At 61.2% G+C, this 17,242-nt stretch carries 15 protein-coding genes; 4 read left to right on the top strand and 11 right to left on the bottom strand.

Annotation, left to right across the window (positions count from 1 at the left end):
* On the top strand, positions 1–363 hold the full coding sequence (gene gcvH / locus ASD03_RS16895) for a glycine cleavage system protein GcvH (RefSeq protein WP_025427112.1): 363 nt from the start codon (positions 1–3) through the stop codon (positions 361–363).
* Complete coding sequence (gcvP, locus tag ASD03_RS16890; protein WP_025427113.1) at positions 363–3,227, top strand: aminomethyl-transferring glycine dehydrogenase; 2,865 nt, start codon at positions 363–365, stop codon at positions 3,225–3,227. The genes gcvH and gcvP overlap by 1 nt, the downstream gene beginning before the upstream one ends.
* 46 nt (positions 3,228–3,273) lie before the next feature.
* Here gcvP and ASD03_RS16885 read toward each other — a convergent pair whose 3' ends face one another.
* From ASD03_RS16885 to ASD03_RS16845, 9 genes are all read right to left on the bottom strand, one after another.
* Positions 3,274–3,702, bottom strand: coding sequence for a response regulator (locus ASD03_RS16885; RefSeq protein ID WP_025427114.1), 429 nt, complete (start codon positions 3,700–3,702; stop codon positions 3,274–3,276).
* Between the two features lie 10 nt (positions 3,703–3,712).
* Complete coding sequence (locus ASD03_RS16880) at positions 3,713–5,218, bottom strand: ATP-binding protein (RefSeq protein WP_158071672.1); 1,506 nt, start codon at positions 5,216–5,218, stop codon at positions 3,713–3,715.
* Between the two features lie 92 nt (positions 5,219–5,310).
* Positions 5,311–5,703: a Fe-S cluster assembly scaffold SufA gene (gene sufA / locus ASD03_RS16875; protein ID WP_025427116.1), complete on the bottom strand. Its 393-nt coding sequence runs from the start codon at positions 5,701–5,703 to the stop codon at positions 5,311–5,313.
* 98 nt (positions 5,704–5,801) lie between these two features.
* The gene (locus tag ASD03_RS16870; protein ID WP_025427117.1) at positions 5,802–6,182 is read right to left on the bottom strand and encodes an SUF system Fe-S cluster assembly protein; all 381 of its coding nucleotides are present in this window, start codon (positions 6,180–6,182) and stop codon (positions 5,802–5,804) included.
* A gap of 71 nt (positions 6,183–6,253) precedes the next feature.
* Positions 6,254–7,495 (bottom strand): cysteine desulfurase, encoded by a 1,242-nt coding sequence (locus ASD03_RS16865; protein ID WP_057208634.1) that lies wholly within the window; start codon positions 7,493–7,495, stop codon positions 6,254–6,256.
* 27 nt (positions 7,496–7,522) lie between these two features.
* Positions 7,523–8,800, bottom strand: a complete 1,278-nt coding sequence (gene sufD / locus ASD03_RS16860) for a Fe-S cluster assembly protein SufD (RefSeq protein ID WP_025427119.1) — start codon at positions 8,798–8,800, stop codon at positions 7,523–7,525.
* 22 nt (positions 8,801–8,822) lie between these two features.
* Complete coding sequence (gene sufC / locus ASD03_RS16855; RefSeq protein WP_025427120.1) at positions 8,823–9,578, bottom strand: Fe-S cluster assembly ATPase SufC; 756 nt, start codon at positions 9,576–9,578, stop codon at positions 8,823–8,825.
* A 77-nt stretch (positions 9,579–9,655) separates the two neighbouring features.
* Positions 9,656–11,125: a Fe-S cluster assembly protein SufB gene (sufB, locus tag ASD03_RS16850; RefSeq protein WP_025427121.1), complete on the bottom strand. Its 1,470-nt coding sequence runs from the start codon at positions 11,123–11,125 to the stop codon at positions 9,656–9,658.
* A 152-nt stretch (positions 11,126–11,277) separates the two neighbouring features.
* Entirely contained in the window at positions 11,278–12,444 is a 1,167-nt protein-coding gene (locus tag ASD03_RS16845) for a cysteine desulfurase family protein (RefSeq protein ID WP_025427122.1), read from the bottom strand.
* A 224-nt stretch (positions 12,445–12,668) separates the two neighbouring features.
* Here ASD03_RS16845 and ASD03_RS16840 point away from each other — a divergent pair, with 224 nt between their 5' ends.
* Positions 12,669–13,346 carry an alpha/beta hydrolase gene (locus ASD03_RS16840; RefSeq protein WP_025427123.1) on the top strand — a complete coding sequence of 226 codons (678 nt, stop codon included), beginning with the start codon at positions 12,669–12,671 and terminating at the stop codon, positions 13,344–13,346.
* A gap of 18 nt (positions 13,347–13,364) precedes the next feature.
* Here ASD03_RS16840 and ASD03_RS16835 read toward each other — a convergent pair whose 3' ends face one another.
* Together ASD03_RS16835 and ASD03_RS16830 are read right to left on the bottom strand one after the other, a co-directional pair.
* On the bottom strand, positions 13,365–14,564 hold the full coding sequence (locus ASD03_RS16835) for a GGDEF domain-containing protein (protein ID WP_057208642.1): 1,200 nt from the start codon (positions 14,562–14,564) through the stop codon (positions 13,365–13,367).
* Between the two features lie 137 nt (positions 14,565–14,701).
* The gene (locus ASD03_RS16830; protein WP_057208644.1) at positions 14,702–15,838 is read right to left on the bottom strand and encodes an anhydro-N-acetylmuramic acid kinase; all 1,137 of its coding nucleotides are present in this window, start codon (positions 15,836–15,838) and stop codon (positions 14,702–14,704) included.
* A gap of 124 nt (positions 15,839–15,962) precedes the next feature.
* Here ASD03_RS16830 and tyrS point away from each other — a divergent pair, with 124 nt between their 5' ends.
* Complete coding sequence (gene tyrS, locus ASD03_RS16825) at positions 15,963–17,216, top strand: tyrosine--tRNA ligase (protein ID WP_057208646.1); 1,254 nt, start codon at positions 15,963–15,965, stop codon at positions 17,214–17,216.
* Positions 17,217–17,242: the final 26 nt, after the last annotated feature.

The following is a 17,242-nucleotide window of genomic DNA, read 5'->3' as shown; positions in this document are numbered from 1 at the left end:
ATGTTGAAGTTCACCGACGAACACGAGTGGCTGAAGGTCGAAGCTGGCGTAGCAACGGTCGGCATCACCGAACACGCGGCCGGCCAGCTCGGCGACCTCGTTTTTGTGGAACTGCCGGAAACTGGCTCCACCTTTGCCAAGGGCGACACGGCGGCAACGGTTGAATCCGTCAAGGCGGCATCCGACGTCTATTGTCCACTTGATGGCGAAATCGTCGAAGTCAACCAGGCGATCGTCGACGACCCGTCGCTGGTCAACAGCGATCCGCAGGGCGCTGCCTGGTTCTTCAAGCTGAAACTCGCCGATCCGAACGCAGCCGACGCCCTTCTCGACGAAGCGGCCTACAAGGAGCTCGTCGCCTGATGAGCATGCCCAAGGACTTCACCTTTACCGACTACAAGCCGTATGACTTTGCCAACCGGCGTCATATCGGCCCGTCGCCGGCGGAAATGGATGAGATGCTGAAGGTCGTCGGTTATCCGTCGCTCGACGCGCTCATCGATGACACCGTGCCGCCGTCGATCCGTCAGAAGACGCCTTTGGCCTGGGGCGCGCCGATGACCGAGCGTGAAGCGCTCGACAAGATGCGCGAAACGGCCAACCGCAACCAGAAGCTCGTGTCGCTGATCGGCCAGGGCTATTACGGCACGATCACGCCGCCGGTCATCCAGCGCAACATCCTGGAAAATCCGGCCTGGTACACGGCCTATACGCCCTATCAGCCGGAAATCAGCCAGGGTCGTCTCGAGGCGCTGCTCAACTACCAGACGATGGTCTGCGACCTGACCGGCCTCGACGTTGCCAACGCTTCGCTGCTTGACGAAGCGACGGCTGCCGCCGAAGCCATGGCGATGGCCGAACGTGTGTCGAAGTCCAAGGCGAAGGCCTTCTTCGTCGACGAGAGCTGCCACCCGCAGACGATTGCTCTGTTGAAGACCCGTGCCGAGCCGCTCGGCTGGCAGATCGTCATCGGCAATCCGTTCACCGATCTCGATCCGGTCGACGTCTTCGGCGCCATCTTCCAGTATCCGGGCACCTACGGCCACGTGCATGACTTTACCGGCCTGATCGCCCGCCTGCACCAGGCCGGCGCGATCGCGACGGTCGCGGCCGACCCGCTGGCGCTTGCCCTCTTGAAGTCGCCCGGCGAAATGGGTGCCGATATCGCCATCGGCTGCACCCAGCGCTTTGGCGTTCCGGTCGGCTACGGTGGTCCGCACGCTGCCTACATGGCCGTCAAGGACGCGCACAAGCGCTCGATGCCCGGCCGTCTCGTCGGCGTCTCGGTCGATGCACGCGGCAACCGCGCCTATCGCCTTTCGCTGCAGACCCGCGAACAGCATATCCGCCGCGAAAAGGCGACGTCGAACATCTGCACCGCGCAGGTGCTGCTGGCCGTCATGGCCTCGATGTACGCTGTTTTCCATGGACCGAAGGGCATCAAGGCGATCGCTCAGAGCGTTCACCAGAAGACCGTTCGCCTCGCCATGGGCCTCGAAAAGCTTGGCTACACTGTCGAACCGGACGTGTTTTTCGACACGATCACCGTCGATGTCGGCAAGCTGCAGGGCATCATCCTCAAGACTGCCGTCGCCGAGGAAGTGAACTTGCGTAAGATCGGCGAAACCAAGATCGGCATCAGCCTCGACGAGCGCTCGCGCCCCGTCACGCTCGAAGCCGTCTGGCGCGCCTTTGGTGGTGACTTCAAGGTAGAAGAGTTCGAGCCGGGCTATCGCCTGCCGCAGCCGCTGCTGCGCACCAGCGAATACCTGACGCATCCGATCTTCCACATGAACCGCGCCGAAAGCGAAATGACGCGTTACATCCGCCGTCTTTCGGACCGCGACCTGGCGCTCGACCGGGCGATGATTCCGCTCGGTTCCTGCACGATGAAGCTCAACGCTACGGCGGAAATGCTGCCGATCACCTGGCCCGAATTCGCCGAAATCCATCCTTTCGTTCCGAAGGATCAGGCGGCCGGCTACCAGCACATGATCGAAGACCTGTCGGATAAGCTCTGCGCCGTCACTGGCTATGACGCGATTTCCATGCAGCCGAACTCCGGCGCACAGGGCGAATATGCCGGTCTGTTGACGATCCGCGCATACCACCTGGCACAGGGCAACGACCATCGCGACGTCTGCCTGATCCCGACTTCGGCGCACGGCACGAACCCGGCGTCCGCCCAGATGGCCGGCATGAAGGTCGTCGTCATCAAGGTGAGCGACAACGGCGACATCGATATGGATGATTTCCGTGCAAAAGCCGAGCAGTACGCGGAAAACCTCTCGTGCTGCATGATCACCTATCCCTCGACGCACGGCGTGTTCGAAGAGAACGTCCGTGAGGTCTGCGAGATCGTGCACAAGCACGGCGGCCAGGTCTACATGGACGGTGCAAACATGAACGCCATGGTCGGCCTTGCCCGCCCCGGCGACATCGGCTCCGACGTCAGCCACCTGAACCTGCACAAGACCTTCTGCATCCCGCATGGCGGCGGCGGTCCTGGTATGGGCCCGATCGGCGTCAAGGCGCATCTGGCACCCTACCTGCCGGGTCACCCGGAAACGGATGGCAATGACGGTGCGGTTTCGGCTGCTCCTTTCGGCTCGGCCTCGATCCTGCCGATCTCCTGGAGCTACTGCCTGATGATGGGCGGAGAAGGCCTGACCCAGGCGACGAAGGTGGCGATCCTCAGCGCCAACTACATCGCTGCTCGGCTGAAGGGCGCCTACGAAGTGCTCTACAAGTCGTCCAAGGGTCGTGTCGCGCATGAGTGCATCATCGACACCCGCCCGCTGGTCGAAAGCGCCGGCGTGACCGTCGACGACGTGGCCAAGCGCCTGATCGACTGCGGTTTCCACGCTCCGACCATGAGCTGGCCGGTTGCCGGCACGCTGATGATCGAGCCGACGGAATCGGAGACCAAGGCTGAGATCGACCGCTTCTGCGAGGCAATGCTGGCAATCCGCGAGGAAGCCCGCGCCATCGAGGAAGGCCGGATGGACAAGGTCAACAACCCGCTGAAGAACGCTCCGCACACGGTCGAAGACCTGGTCGGCGATTGGGATCGTCCCTACTCGCGCGAACAGGCCTGCTACCCGCCAGGCGCTTTCCGGGTCGACAAGTACTGGTCGCCGGTCAACCGGGTCGACAACGTCTTCGGTGACCGAAACCTGGTCTGCACCTGCCCGCCGCTGGAAAGCTACGCGGAAGCAGCGGAATAAACCGATGACAAGCGGGGCGCGCCCGATGGTGCGCCCCGATCTTACCCTACTGATCAAGCACGACGCCGCGCGGCGGCAGGGTGTTTTCTATCCAGAAGCGGACGAAGGCCTCGGCGAATTGCCTGTAGCCCGAAAGCGACGACGGCTTGGCCGCATAGGCGTTTGCACCGGCCTTGTAGGACCGGAAAACGTCGCTCGGATTGGTGGACGACGTCAGCACGATGACCGGCACCACCGATGTGCCCTCATTGCTGCGAATGCGCTCCAAGAGTTCCATCCCGTCGACACCGGGCATCTTGATATCCAGAAGCACATAGTCGAAGTGCTCGTGCCCGAGGCGCGCCACGGCCTCGTCGGCGTGGGTGACATGGACGATGTCGAGCGTGTCGTCGGTCTGTGAAAGGGCACGCGTGACGAAACGCGCGTCGTGCACGTTGTCCTCCACCACAAGCAATCGCTTCGGTGACTTGGCCAATCTTGTCGCCTTACTTGGTCTTCCGCATGCGCTTGGGAAGCGTCACCACAAATCGTGCGCCTTCGGTGAAGCTCGTGTCAAGATGGATCGATCCGTTGTGGCTTTCGGCGATCCGCTTGGCAAGCGCAAGGCCGATGCCCGTGCCGCCATAGGTGCTTTCGTCGTGGTGCAAGCGCTGGAACACTTCGAAGATGCGCGTGGCGAATCGCGGGTCGATGCCGATGCCATTGTCCTCGACCGCAAGCTCCACCTGCTGGCCGACGGCGCGGCCGTTGACGCGCACGATAGGCCCGCGATCCGGATGTCGATACTTGATGGCATTGCCAACAAGGTTTTGCACCAGCCGGCGCAACAGTTCCGGATCGCCCTGGACCTTCGGCAGCGGACCGATCTCGAAGGCCACATTCGCCTCGCGCGCGTGACCGCCGAGAACGCCCAGAGTATCGGCGACGATGTCGCCGAGGTCGACATCGGACCATGTGCTGATCTGATAGGCAATCTGCGAATAATCGAGCAGGCTGTCGATCACCCGGTTCATCCGCCTTGCGCTGTCGCGCAGATGGCGGGCGCTGGCCGAAACCTCATCCTGATTGCCGGCGGCCAATTCATCCTCGATCATCTCGGAGAACATCGAAATGTGCCGCAAGGGTGCCTTCAGGTCATGGGAGACCGTTGCCGTGAACTGATCGAGGGCCTCGTTCTTGTGCTCGAGCTCCTGTCGCTGGCGCTCGAGCGTCAGTTCCGCGCGCTTCAGTTCGGTCACATCGACGCGCAGGACGACGGTGTTTCCGTCCTTGGTCTTGATATTTTCAACCCTCAGCCAGCGGTCGCCGGCGTAGCGGTAGATCTTCGCCCTGTTGTCCGGTTGACGAAAGTCCTGCAGCCGATGCGCCACCCAGGCGGGCCAATCCGGGTTACCGGGCAAGGCTTCGGGATAGTGCCCCTCCTTCTGCGCAAGCAGAAGGATCTCTTCGGCGGTCATGCCAGGGTGAAGCAAGGGGCCGGCTGGGCCGCAGATCGTCACATAGGCGCGATTGTAGACCAGCAACCTTTCCTCGGCATCGAAGATTGCGAAACCTTCCGGCATAACGTCGAATGCTGCGTCGAGCATGTCGGACGCCCGCTGTCTCTCAAGCACGGCCTTGGCGAGATCTGAGACGTCGCGGATGATGCCGATCAGGGCCAGTTCCCGTCCGGCGGCATCGATCAGCGGCGTGGTGCGCAGATGGCCCGAGAATGTCGAGCCGTCGCGCCGGATATAGCTGTAGGTCGAGGTGCGCGCGATCGTCTCGTCGACCCTTGCCGCGCGATTGCGCAGCCGCCTCAAGTATTCGTCGTCGTCAGCATAGATAAGGCGCGCCGGTTGGCCGATGAACGCGTCGGCCGCATAGCCGAATTGCGTGAGTGCAGCTGGGTTGGCGGAGCGAATGATGCGCTCAGCGTCGAGGATGATCACCGGATCCGGAAAGGTCTCATAGAGCGCATTGAAGACAAGTTCCTCGTCGAACGCCGTCACGCCCATCTCCCCCAGTTACGCGACCGCATATCAGCAGAAAAAAGGCCCGGCGAAAACCCGGGCCTGCCATCTCTCGAAACACAAGGAGCGTATCAGTTCGCGCGCACCACGGCGTCGCCGCGCTCCGCAAGCGCTGCCAGATCGGCCGGCTTCAGCTCGACCGATTCGCCGCATCCGCAAGCTGACGTCTGGTTGGGGTTGTGGAAGGTGAAGCCGGAGCGAAGCGTCGTCACCTCGAAATCCATCTGGGTGCCGAGCAGGTAAAGCACCGCCTCCGGCGCAACCCAGACCTTGGCACCAGCGTGCTCGATCAGATCGTCCTTTGGATTGGGCTCGGTGACGAGATCCACGGCATACTCCATGCCGGCACAGCCGCCCTTCTTGATGCCGACGCGGATGCCCAGGGCATCGCCACCTGCATTTTCAACGATCGACTTGACGCGCCCGGCGGCTGCATCGGTCAAGCTCATCACGGCAAAGCCCATCGGCCTTTTCTCCTTGTCGTCACCGGGGTAAAGGCCCGGCGCCTTCCAGAATCAAATGTAGTGTCCGCAGCTTAACGGATCAATATGGCGCCTTGCGGTCAGTACCAACCGATGGCCACCTGTGCCTCTTCCGACATGCGGTCAGGCGTCCACGGCGGATCGAAGGTCATAGAGACCTCGACTCCCGACACGCCTTCGACGGCGCCCACCGCATTTTCGACCCAGCCGGGCATCTCGCCGGCGACGGGGCAGCCCGGCGCGGTCAACGTCATGTCGATCTTGACCATGCGGTCATCTTCGATGTCGATCTTGTAGATCAGGCCGAGCTCGAAGATGTCGGCGGGGATTTCCGGGTCGTAGACGGTCTTCAGCGCGCTGATGATATCGTCGCTCAGACGTGCCAGTTCTTCGGACGGGATTTCCGAATGCACGATGCCCTCGCGCACGTCGATCTTGTCTTCCGTTGCATCCAGGCTCATGTCGGCCTCCTAGACTTTCTCTTTCAGTTCAGATGCTTGAGTTGAAACTCTGAACCATTTTCCAAACCCGATCAGGCGAAGAACTTGCGCGCGTACTCAAGCGCGTCAGCCAATGCGTCCACTTCAGCCCGCGTATTGTAGAGGCCGAAGGATGCGCGGCATGTGGAGGTGACGCCGAAGCGTTTCAAGAGCGGCTGCGCACAATGGGTGCCCGCGCGAACTGCGACGCCGGCGCGGTCGATCACCGTCGAGATGTCATGGGCGTGAACGCCTGCGATCTCGAAGGAAAAGATGCTGCCCTTATCAGGCGCATTGCCGAACACTTTCAGCGAGTTGATCCTCGACAGGCGCTCGCGCGCATAGGCGGTCAGGTCGGCTTCGTGCCTGGTGATCGCCGCCCGGCCGATCTTTTCCATGTAGTCGAGCGCGTAGCCAAGCCCGATCGCCTGGACGATCGGCGGCGTTCCGGCTTCGAAACGATGCGGCGGATCGTTGTAGGTGACGCGGTCTTCGGTCACTTCCTCGATCATTTCACCGCCACCCATGAACGGGCGCATTTCCTTCAGGCGGTCCATCTTGCCGTAAAGCACGCCGATCCCCGAGGGACCGTAGAGCTTGTGGCCGGTCATCACGTACCAGTCGCAGTCGATGTCCTGCACGTCGACAGGCATGTGGACTGCGCCCTGGCTGCCGTCGACCAGCACCGGAATGCCGCGCTCGCGGGCAATCCGGCAGATCTCCTTGACCGGTACAACGGTGCCCAGAGCATTCGACATGTGGGTAATGGCGATGAGCTTGGTGCGCTCCGTCAGGCACTTGACGAAATCTTCGATGTGGAACACGCCATCGTCGTCGATCGGCGCCCAGACCAGCTTGGCGCCCTGGCGTTCGCGGATGAAATGCCAAGGCACGATGTTAGAGTGGTGCTCCATGATCGACAGCACGATCTCGTCGCCCTCGCTAAGCTTCGGCATACCGTAGCCATAGGCGACTGTATTGATCGCCTCGGTGGAGGATTTTGTGAAGATGATGTTGTCGGCCGATGGCGCGTTCAGGAAGCGGCGCACTTTCTCGCGCGACGCTTCATAGGCCTCGGTGGCGGCATTCGAGAGGAAATGCAGGCCCCGATGCACGTTGGCGTATTCGTTGGCGTAGGCATGGCTCACCGCGTCGATGACTGACTGCGGCTTCTGCGCCGATGCGCCGTTGTCGAGATAGACAAGCGGTTTGCCATAGACAGTCCGGGACAGGATCGGAAAATCCTTGCGGATCGCTTCGACGTCATAGGCTGGCACCGGCACAGTGTGTTCCATGTCTTTCAATCCAATCAGTCGCGCCTGTCAGGCATGCTTCACGAGCCAGGCCGAGATTACGCCTTCCAGCGCCTCGACCAGCGGCTCGTCGTCGAGTTCCTCGACGATTTCGGCGACGAAGGCGTTGACGAGCATCGCCCGCGCCTTGTTTTCCGGAATACCGCGCGCAAGCAGATAGAAGAGCTGCGTGTGGTCGATGTCAGTAACCGTCGCGCCGTGACCGCACTGCACGTCGTCCGCAAAGATCTCCAACTCGGGCTTGGACGAAAGGTCGGCATCGTCCGAAAGAAGCAGCGTGTTGCACGCCATCCGCGCGTCAGTCTTCTGCGCGTCCTTGGCAACCAGGATCTTGCCCTGGAAGACGCCTTTGGCGCGATCGAAGACCACGTTGCGGATGATTTCCGTCGATGTGGTGTGCGGCACGTTATGGCCAAGCGTGAAGGTGACGTCCGTGTGGCTTTCGCCGCCGAGCAGGTTGATGCCGCGTAGCTTGAAATCAGCGCCTTCGCCGCTCGTCTTGCCGTGGATCTCCTGTCGCACCAGCTTGCCGCCGGCATTGATGACGAAAAGATACAGCTTGGCGTCCTTGGCGAGATCGAAGCGCATCTGCCCGAGATGGGTGTCTGCGGCTCCCTGCTGCTGCAGGATGATCCAGATGATGTCGGCACCCTCGCCAACCGCAACGTCGCTGACCGTTGAGACCAGGCTCTCGCCGGCATCGGTTGACAGGTGACGTTCGATCACAGTCGCCTTGGTGTTCGCACCGAAGGAAACCGGGAAGCGCGTGTGCGACTGGCCGATGCTCTGCACCAACTGAATTTCAAGCGGGTCTTCCAGCTCGGTTCCGTCTGCGATCGCAAGCTCGATACCACCGCGCACGAGGCCGCCGTTGATGCGGCCGATTGCGTCGTCCGAGCCGAGCACCGCAAGGCCGGCAGCAGCCGACCCGTCGAGCAGGCTGTCGGTGTAGGAGCGCATCGTCACGCCCTCGGGCGCATTGCCCTTGAGGTCGGCATGGCCGTTGCGCACCGCAAGTACTGTCGAGCCGGCGACAAGCGCCTCGACGCGATCAGCAAAAGCCGTCGGGTCGGCGGCAGGTACCGCACGCAGCAGCGTGCGAAGATCGGTATAGTGCCAGGACTCGACGCGGCGCGTCGGCAGGCCTGATGTCCGCAGTTCGTGCACCAAGGTGTCACGAACCGACAGCACCGAGCCGTCGCCGGGTAGATCGCCGATCTGCGCGGTATAGGCATCGACGAGCGCCGTTTCGGCTGCCGTCATCTTGATTGCCTGTTGCATATTCATTCGAACACTCCTTCAACAGGCCCTAGGCTGCAGCCTCGATGATATCAGCGTAGCCGTTGGCTTCGAGTTCGTGTGCAAGCGCCTTGTCGCCCGACTTGATGACCTGGCCCTTGTAGAGCACGTGCACCGTGTCCGGAACGATGTAGTCGAGCAGGCGCTGGTAGTGGGTGATGACGATGACGGCGCGGTCGGGCGAACGCAGTGCGTTGACGCCGTCGGCGACGATCTTCAGCGCATCGATGTCGAGGCCGGAGTCGGTTTCATCAAGCACGCACAGCTTCGGCTCGAGCAACGCCATCTGCAGGATCTCGGCGCGCTTCTTCTCACCGCCGGAGAAGCCGACGTTGAGCGGGCGACGCAGCATTTCCGGAGCGATCTTGAGCTCGGCAGCGGCTTCCTTGACACGGCGCATGAATTCCGGTGTCGTCAGCTCGTCTTCGCCGCGATACTTGCGCTGCTCGTTCATCGCCACCTTCAGGAACTGCATGGTGGCAACACCCGGGATTTCGACCGGGTACTGGAAGGCAAGGAAGATGCCCTTGGCGGCGCGCTCGGAAGCCTCCAGCTCAAGGATGTTCTCGCCGTTGTAAAGGATCTCGCCTTCGGTCACTTCGTAGTCTTCGCGGCCCGACAGGATGTAGGACAGCGTCGACTTGCCGGAGCCGTTCGGCCCCATGATGGCGGCGACTTCGCCGGCCTTCACCGTCAGGTTCAGGCCACGGATGATTTCAGTGCCGTCTTCGGCGATGCGGGCGTGCAGGTTCTTGATTTCAAGCATTATATCGTCCTCTTGGGAAACGAACGTCTGTTTGCGCGCAAAGCGGATGCGCGCCATTCAATAATCAGTTCAAGGCCTCAGCCGACCGAGCCTTCGAGCGAGATGCCGATCAGCTTCTGCGCTTCGACGGCAAACTCCATCGGCAGTTCCTGGATCACTTCCTTGACGAAGCCGTTGACGATCAGCGCGATCGCCGCTTCAGTCGGGATGCCGCGCTGCAGGCAGTAGAACAACTGGTCCTCGGAGATCTTCGAGGTCGTCGCTTCGTGCTCGAACTGTGCCGTCGAGTTCTTTGCCTCGATGTAGGGCACGGTGTGCGCGCCGCATTTGTCGCCGATCAAAAGCGAATCGCACTGGGTGAAGTTGCGGGCGTTCTCGGCCTTGCGGTGGGCCGAAACCTGGCCGCGATAGGTGTTTTCCGAAACGCCGGCAGCGATGCCCTTGGAGACGATGCGGCTCGACGTGTTCTTGCCGAGGTGGATCATCTTGGTGCCACTGTCGATCTGCTGATGGCCGTTCGATACGGCGATCGAATAGAACTCGCCGCGCGAACCGTCGCCGCGCAGGATGCAGGATGGATACTTCCAGGTGATCGCTGAGCCGGTTTCCACCTGGGTCCAGGAGATCTTGGAGTTCTTGCCGCGGCAATCGCCACGCTTGGTGACGAAGTTGTAGATACCGCCCTTGCCGTGCTTGTCGCCAGGGTACCAGTTCTGGACCGTCGAATACTTGATCTCGGCTTCATCGAGGGCCACGAGTTCGACGACAGCTGCGTGCAGCTGGTTTTCGTCGCGCTGCGGCGCCGTGCAGCCTTCGAGGTAGGAAACGTAGGCGCTTTCTTCGGCGATGATCAGCGTGCGCTCGAACTGGCCGGTGTTCTTCTCGTTGATGCGGAAGTAGGTCGACAGCTCCATCGGGCAGCGAACGCCCTTCGGCACGTAGACGAACGAACCATCGGTGAAGACGGCGGAGTTGAGCGTCGCATAGTAGTTGTCGGTCGGCGGAACGACAGTTCCGAGATACTTCTTGATCAGATCGGGATGCTCGCGGATCGCCTCGGAGATCGACATGAAGATCACGCCGGCCTTCTTCAGCTCTTCCTTGAAGGTCGTCACCACCGAAACGCTGTCAAAGACGGCGTCGACGGCGATCTTGGACTTCTGCACGCCGGCGAGGATTTCCTGTTCCTTCAGCGGGATGCCGAGCTTTTCGTAAACCTTCAGAATTTCCGGGTCGACTTCGTCGAGCGACTTCGGACCCGTCGTGCCCTTCGGCGCGGCGTAGTAATAGATGTCGTTGAAGTCGATTTTCGGATAGTTGACGCGCGCCCAAGTCGGCTCGTCCATCGTCAGCCAACGGCGATAGGCCTCAAGACGCCATTCCAGCATCCATTCCGGCTCGCTCTTCTTGGCAGAGATGAAACGGATGATATCTTCGGAAAGGCCCTTCGGCGCCTTTTCGACTTCGATGGTGGTTTCAAACCCGTATTTGTACTGGTCCACGTCGATCTGACGGACCTGATCAATGGTCTCCTGCACGGCAGGCATGTCGTTCTCCAATCTTGCCGGATCCAAGGTCCGGTAGCTTGTCAACACGATGCGAACTTGGCGCACCGCTTATGTAATGGCTAAAAGGCGCTTTTCACCCCGTTTGCCAAGCGGAAAATTGCTTTTCCGCAATTTCGTTCAACCGCGCGTTCTCACGCGGCCTGACCTGTCGTTCGGCGCCTTGCGGCGACCTTGGCGAACACCGCCGCGCAACGCTCGATCTCGGCCTCCGTGGTGGCCGGGCCGATCGAGATGCGCAGTGCCCCCTGACGGGGGTCGTAACCCATTGCAGTCAGCACGTGGCTCTGACCGACCTTGCCGGATGAGCAGGCGGAACCCGCCGAAAGTGCGACACCCTCGAGGTCGAAGGCGATCTGTCCGGTTTCCGCTTTCATGCCAGGAAGCGTGAAGAAGATGGTGTTGCCAACGCGCGAAACGTCGCGGCCATGGATCACCACATCCGGCGCCGAGGTCTGCATATCCTGTTCCAGCCGATCGCGAAGCGCTGCGACCGATGCCATGCGATCATCGAGGTTGTCGGCAGCCTTGCGCGCCGCTGCAGCAAAGCCTGCGATCGCAACCGCGTTCTCGGTACCTGAGCGATGGCCCTTTTCCTGGCCGCCGCCCCGGATCAACGGTGCCGGCATCATGATCTCACCCCGGGCGACAAGCGCGCCAGCGCCCTTGGGGCCGCCGATCTTGTGCGAGGAGATGATGAGAAAATCCGCACCCAGTTCTTCGATAGATAGCGGCAGCCGACCGGCCGCCTGTACGGCGTCGACGAGGAGAATACCGCCATGGGTGCGAACGATCGCGGCAATCTCGGAGATCGGCTGAATGATGCCGGTTTCGTTGTTGACCAGCATCACCGCGACCATCGGCAGGCCGCTTTCGCGGTCGTGGGTGTCGAGAAGCGCACGCAGGGCCTCGAGATCGACGACACCGGCGGTCGTCACCGGGATTTCCGAAACGTTCTCGCGCGCAAACCGCCCGCCTTCGCGCAATGCAGGATGCTCGATCGCCGAGGCATAGAGTCGGCCAATCTTCAGCGGCGTGCGGCCCATGCGGAAATCGGGCGTCAGCACCATGTTGGCCGCTTCGGTCGCGCCGCTGGTGAAGATCACGCTTGCCGCCTTGGCGCCGCAAAGCGCGCCCACGTCGCGGCGGGCATTTTCGATCAGCGTGCGGATCGTCCGGCCCTCGCCATGGACGGAGGAAGGATTGCCGACCAGATCGAGCGCAGACAGGCACGCGTCGCGCGCTTCGGCAAGAAGCGGCGCCGTGGCGTTCCAGTCCATATAGATGCGCGAGGTCGACATAATTTCCTTCGCTAGAACAATAGGCTCACCGCCGACAACCACCGACGATGCATTTTCCTTGAATTTTCCGCACCGCTTGCCTTATGAGACGAAGCACACGGCGGAATGCCCGCACAGAAGTTTTGAACGGTTCTAAACTAGGTTTTAGAAAAGCTGAGTGCTTTCGTCAAGACTCATCGCGATCCGAAACCAAGATTCGAACCAGGAACACCCCCGGAGAGCCAATGCCCGAAATTATCTTCAACGGACCTGCCGGCCGCCTCGAAGGCCGCTATCAGCCTTCGAAGCAGAAGAGCGCCCCGATCGCCATCATCCTGCACCCGCACCCACAGTTCGGCGGCACGATGAACAACCAGATCGTCTACCAGCTTTTCTACATGTTCCAGAAGCGCGGCTTTACGACGCTGCGTTTCAACTTCCGGGGCATCGGCCGTAGCCAGGGCGAGTTCGACCATGGCGCCGGCGAGCTTTCGGATGCCGCATCTGCGCTCGACTGGGTGCAGAGCCTGCATCCCGATTCGAAGAGCTGTTGGGTTGCCGGTTATTCCTTCGGCGCCTGGATCGGCATGCAGCTCCTGATGCGCCGTCCGGAAATCGAAGGCTTCATGGCCGTCGCCCCGCAGCCGAACACCTATGACTTCTCGTTCCTGGCGCCCTGCCCGTCCTCCGGCCTCATCATCAATGGTGATTCGGACAAGGTGGCACCCGAGAAGGACGTGAACGGACTTGTCGAAAAGCTGAAGGCGCAGAAGGGTATTCTCATCACCCACAAGACCGTGCCGGGAGCCAACCACTTCTTCAACGGCCAGGTCGAAGGCCTGATGGCGGAATGCGAGGATTATCTCGACCGCCGCCTCAACGGCGAACTGACGCCGGAGCCGGCTGCCAAGCGCATCCGCTGATACCGATGCGGGCGGCTCTTAAGGCCGCCCGATCCATTGTGGGGGCAATGGGTTGACCACATTTTGTAGCGCCTCGGCGCATTCCACACGATTGCGCCCGTTTTCTTTTGCCGCATAGAGAGCCTTGTCGGCCCGCTGCATCGCCTGTTCGAGCGGTTCACCCTTGGCAATCGCCGCAACGCCGAAGCTTGACGTCACTCTCGCCTGCTCCGCAAGACCGTCGATCTTTTGCGACATCATCGCAGCGCGCATTCCGTGCGCCACCACCCGCGCCTCCTCCAGATCTGTGGAGGGCAGGAAAACCACAAACTCCTCGCCGCCAAGACGACCGGCAACTGCGCGGTTGGGCATGACATCTTTCAGGACGCGCGCAAACTGGCGGATCACCTCGTCACCTGTGTGGTGTCCGTAGCTGTCATTCACCAGTTTGAAACGGTCGAGGTCGGCCAGAATCAAGGTGCCCGGCTGACGGCCCTCGCGCAGCTGGAGCATAGGGATGACGCGTTCGGTGAAGCCACGCCTGTTATAGAGCCCGGACAAGAGGTCTATTTCCGAGCGTGCGCGGGCATCATCGACGATCTCCTTGACCATGACGCCGAGCATCGCAAGACCGGTGCTGACGATCAGCACGGCGCCAAGCGCCTGGGAAATCAGCGCGAACGGGCTCGATACATAATCCTGCGCGGTTGCCCCGGAACCGGCCGCGACGGCCGCGTAGATTTTCAGGAGATAGTAGCCAGAGGTCAGTACCAGCAGCGAGAGCAGGATCCAGTCCGCCGCCGAGCGCCGTTTGGAGCGGATGACGACGGAGGCCGACCACGCCTGGATGACAAAGAATGGCAACTGGTAGGGGGCGGCATGCTGCAGCGTTCCCCTAGGAAGATCATAGATCGCGAGGTCGAGCGTCACCGAGGCCAGGAAGAAGGCGACAAGCACCTGCCAGTTGGCTGGCACGCGATAGAACAGACCAAGGCCGAAGCGCAGCAGACAGAAACCGGCAAGCACGCTCGCAAATGCACCGATGGCAAAAAAACGGGGAAAGGATGTGAAGGGCACGACGGTTTCGAATACCGCCGCGAGCGAGGCAACGGCAAAGCCGCCGGCGCAAAAGAGCGCGGCCCTTCTGGACCGGCTCTTGGCGGCAATGACAAGAAATGCTGCAGTGAATATCTGGGCGATAACGAAGTTCACAGCCAGCAGAGAAATCGCACCACCCATCGACGAACCCGAATTGTCTGTTGCCACGGCAGGGCCGCTTTGTGCCACCTCATGTGGCAGCACCGGACGATACTATCGGTGGCAGGCGAAAATTTGATTAATCGGGCAAAGGGAATCGCGGCAGGCGGTACCTGCCGTCAGCCTGCGGTGCGGGATGCGAATTTGCCGCCGGTGACCGGTTGGCGCACCCCGGTTGTGCCGGGATAGGTGAGCGGCAACCCCCGCTGCGCACGCACCGCGAGATAGGCCCAGGCCTCTGCCTCCATCGAATCACCGTTGAAGCCGACCGCTTCGGCCGCAAGCACGTTTGCACCATGGGCTGTCGCCTCCGATGCCAGATCCCGCATGATCACCGGATTGAGCCGGCCGCCGCCGCACACGATGTAGGTTCGGGGCGCTGCTGGCAGATGACTGGCCGATTTGATGATCGCAGCCGCCGTCACATAGGCGAGCGTTCGCGCTCCGTCTTCGAGATTGGCGTCCTTTCCCTTTGGCGGTGCGAAATCGTTGCGATCGAGCGAACGGCGCCTGTCCGAGGAGAAGAAGGGATTGAGCAGATAGCGTTCGGCAAGATCCGGCAGCACGCTGCCTTCGCTGGCAATCATGCCGCCCTGGTCAAAGGGAATGCCGGCATGTGCCTCCACCCATTGATCGATCAGCGTGTTGCCGGGCCCGCTGTCGTAGGCAACCAGTCCGACGTCGGCGCCGATGAATGTCAGATTGGAGATGCCGCCGATGTTGACGAAAACGACCGGCTGAACCAGTTCGCCATTCGCTGCGGCGTTCCGGGCGAGTGCTGCATGATAGGCCGGAATGAGCGGTGCGCCCTGGCCACCATGCTCCATGTCGTTGGCGCGCATGTCATAGACGACATCGATGCCCGTTTCGCGGGCAAGCAGCGCCCCGTCGCCGATCTGGACGGTCAGGGCATCGTCTGGCCGGTGAAGCACGGTCTGGCCGTGAAACCCGATAACATCAACACTTTCGCGCAAGATGTTGTTCTGCCGGAGAAATGCCTGAACCGCTTCGACATGCCTGAGCGTCAGTTCCCGCTCGAGATCGGCCAAAATTCCTGGCCGTTGCTCGCGGCTGGCGATCGACTTTGCGTCTTCGAGACCCTGTTTCAGCCGGTCGCGGAAGCGTGCCTCATAGGCGTATCCCGCCGAAGGTCCCTGCTCGACGATCGCATCGCCGTCGGTGCGCAGCAGCGCCACGTCGATCCCGTCCATGCTTGTCCCGCTCATCAAGCCGATCGCGGTCATGATCTTGCCCATGCATTCCTCCAAGGCGTTGCCCATCTACATAGCAAAAACATCGGCCAAGCAAAGACGTGCACTTTTGCCCAAACAGTGCTAAACGCCGCGCGCAGACGTTCTACCCAGCCGAAAGAGACAGGTCATGTCCGAGTTCAAGTCCGATTTCCTCCACACCCTCAGCGAGCGCGGTTTCATTCATCAGATTTCCGACGAATCTGGTTTGGACGAACTGCTGCGCAAGGAAACCGTGACTGCCTATATCGGCTACGATCCGACCGCTTCGAGCCTGCATGTTGGCCACCTGACACAGATCATGTTGCTGCACTGGTTCCAGGCAACCGGCCATCAGCCGATTTCGCTGATGGGCGGCGGTACAGGCATGGTTGGCGACCCTTCCTTTAAGGAAGAGGCGCGCAAGCTGATGACCGTTGAGATAATTGAGGACAATATTGCCTCTCTCAAGCATGTCTTCGCCAACTACCTCGACTACGACAAGTCCGAGACCCCGGCACTGATGATCAACAATGCTGAGTGGTTGCGCGGGCTTAACTACCTTGAATTCCTGCGTGACGTTGGCCGCCATTTCTCGGTCAACCGCATGCTGTCGTTCGACAGCGTCAAGACCCGGCTTGATCGCGAGCAGTCGCTGTCGTTTCTCGAGTTCAACTACATGATCCTGCAGGCCTACGACTTCGTCGAACTGCACAAGCGCACCGGCTGCCGATTGCAGATGGGCGGCTCGGATCAGTGGGGCAACATCATCAATGGTATCGACCTGGGCCACCGCATGGGAACGACCCAGCTTTACGCCCTCACCTCGCCGCTTCTGACGACGTCGTCCGGTGCGAAGATGGGCAAGTCGGTCAATGGCGCTGTTTGGCTCAACAAGGACCTGCTGCCGATCTATGACTTCTGGCAGTATTGGCGCAATACCGAGGATGCCGATGTCATCCGCTTCATGAAATTGTTCACCACTCTTCCCATGGCCGAAATAAATCGTCTCGCTGCCTTAGGCGGATCGGAGATCAACGATGCCAAGAAGATTCTGGCAACGGAAGTGACCGCAATCTTGCACGGACGGCAGGCAGCGGAGGAAGCTGCTGAGACCGCCCGCAAGACCTTCGAGGAAGGGGCAGTCTCCGAAAACCTGCCGTCGGTCGACGTGCCTGCGTCGGAACTCGAAGCCGGCATCGGCCTGCTGACGCTTGTCGTACGTGCGGGGCTTGCCTCGTCCAACGGCGAAGCCCGCCGTCACGTTCAGGGCGGCGCCGTGCGCATCAATGACGAGGCCGTCAGCGATGAGCGCCGCCTGATCGGCAGTGGCGATGTGACCTCGGATGGCATCGTCAAGCTGTCGCTCGGCAAGAAGAAGCATATCCTCGTTCGCCCCGCATAAGCCGGTGCACTCCTAGAGAATCTCGA

The sequence above is a fragment of the Ensifer sp. Root127 genome (assembly GCF_001425225.1).
Taxonomy (GTDB): domain Bacteria; phylum Pseudomonadota; class Alphaproteobacteria; order Rhizobiales; family Rhizobiaceae; genus Ensifer; species Ensifer canadensis.
This window is presented reverse-complemented; position numbering and strand designations above follow the sequence as displayed.

Excerpts from the sequence above, each read along its gene's own strand:
- gcvH (WP_025427112.1), top strand. The coding sequence starts at position 1 with ATGTTGAAGTTCACCGACGAACACGAGTGGCTGAAGGTCGAAGCTGGC.
- gcvP (WP_025427113.1), top strand. The coding sequence starts at position 363 with ATGAGCATGCCCAAGGACTTCACCTTTACCGACTACAAGCCGTATGAC.
- sufA (WP_025427116.1), bottom strand. The coding sequence starts at position 5,703 with ATGGGCTTTGCCGTGATGAGCTTGACCGATGCAGCCGCCGGGCGCGTC.
- ASD03_RS16870 (WP_025427117.1), bottom strand. The coding sequence starts at position 6,182 with ATGAGCCTGGATGCAACGGAAGACAAGATCGACGTGCGCGAGGGCATC.
- ASD03_RS16865 (WP_057208634.1), bottom strand. The coding sequence starts at position 7,495 with ATGGAACACACTGTGCCGGTGCCAGCCTATGACGTCGAAGCGATCCGC.
- sufD (WP_025427119.1), bottom strand. The coding sequence starts at position 8,800 with ATGAATATGCAACAGGCAATCAAGATGACGGCAGCCGAAACGGCGCTC.
- sufC (WP_025427120.1), bottom strand. The coding sequence starts at position 9,578 with ATGCTTGAAATCAAGAACCTGCACGCCCGCATCGCCGAAGACGGCACT.
- sufB (WP_025427121.1), bottom strand. The coding sequence starts at position 11,125 with ATGCCTGCCGTGCAGGAGACCATTGATCAGGTCCGTCAGATCGACGTG.
- ASD03_RS16845 (WP_025427122.1), bottom strand. The coding sequence starts at position 12,444 with ATGTCGACCTCGCGCATCTATATGGACTGGAACGCCACGGCGCCGCTT.
- ASD03_RS16840 (WP_025427123.1), top strand. The coding sequence starts at position 12,669 with ATGCCCGAAATTATCTTCAACGGACCTGCCGGCCGCCTCGAAGGCCGC.
- ASD03_RS16835 (WP_057208642.1), bottom strand. The coding sequence starts at position 14,564 with ATGGGTGGTGCGATTTCTCTGCTGGCTGTGAACTTCGTTATCGCCCAG.
- ASD03_RS16830 (WP_057208644.1), bottom strand. The coding sequence starts at position 15,838 with ATGGGCAAGATCATGACCGCGATCGGCTTGATGAGCGGGACAAGCATG.
- tyrS (WP_057208646.1), top strand. The coding sequence starts at position 15,963 with ATGTCCGAGTTCAAGTCCGATTTCCTCCACACCCTCAGCGAGCGCGGT.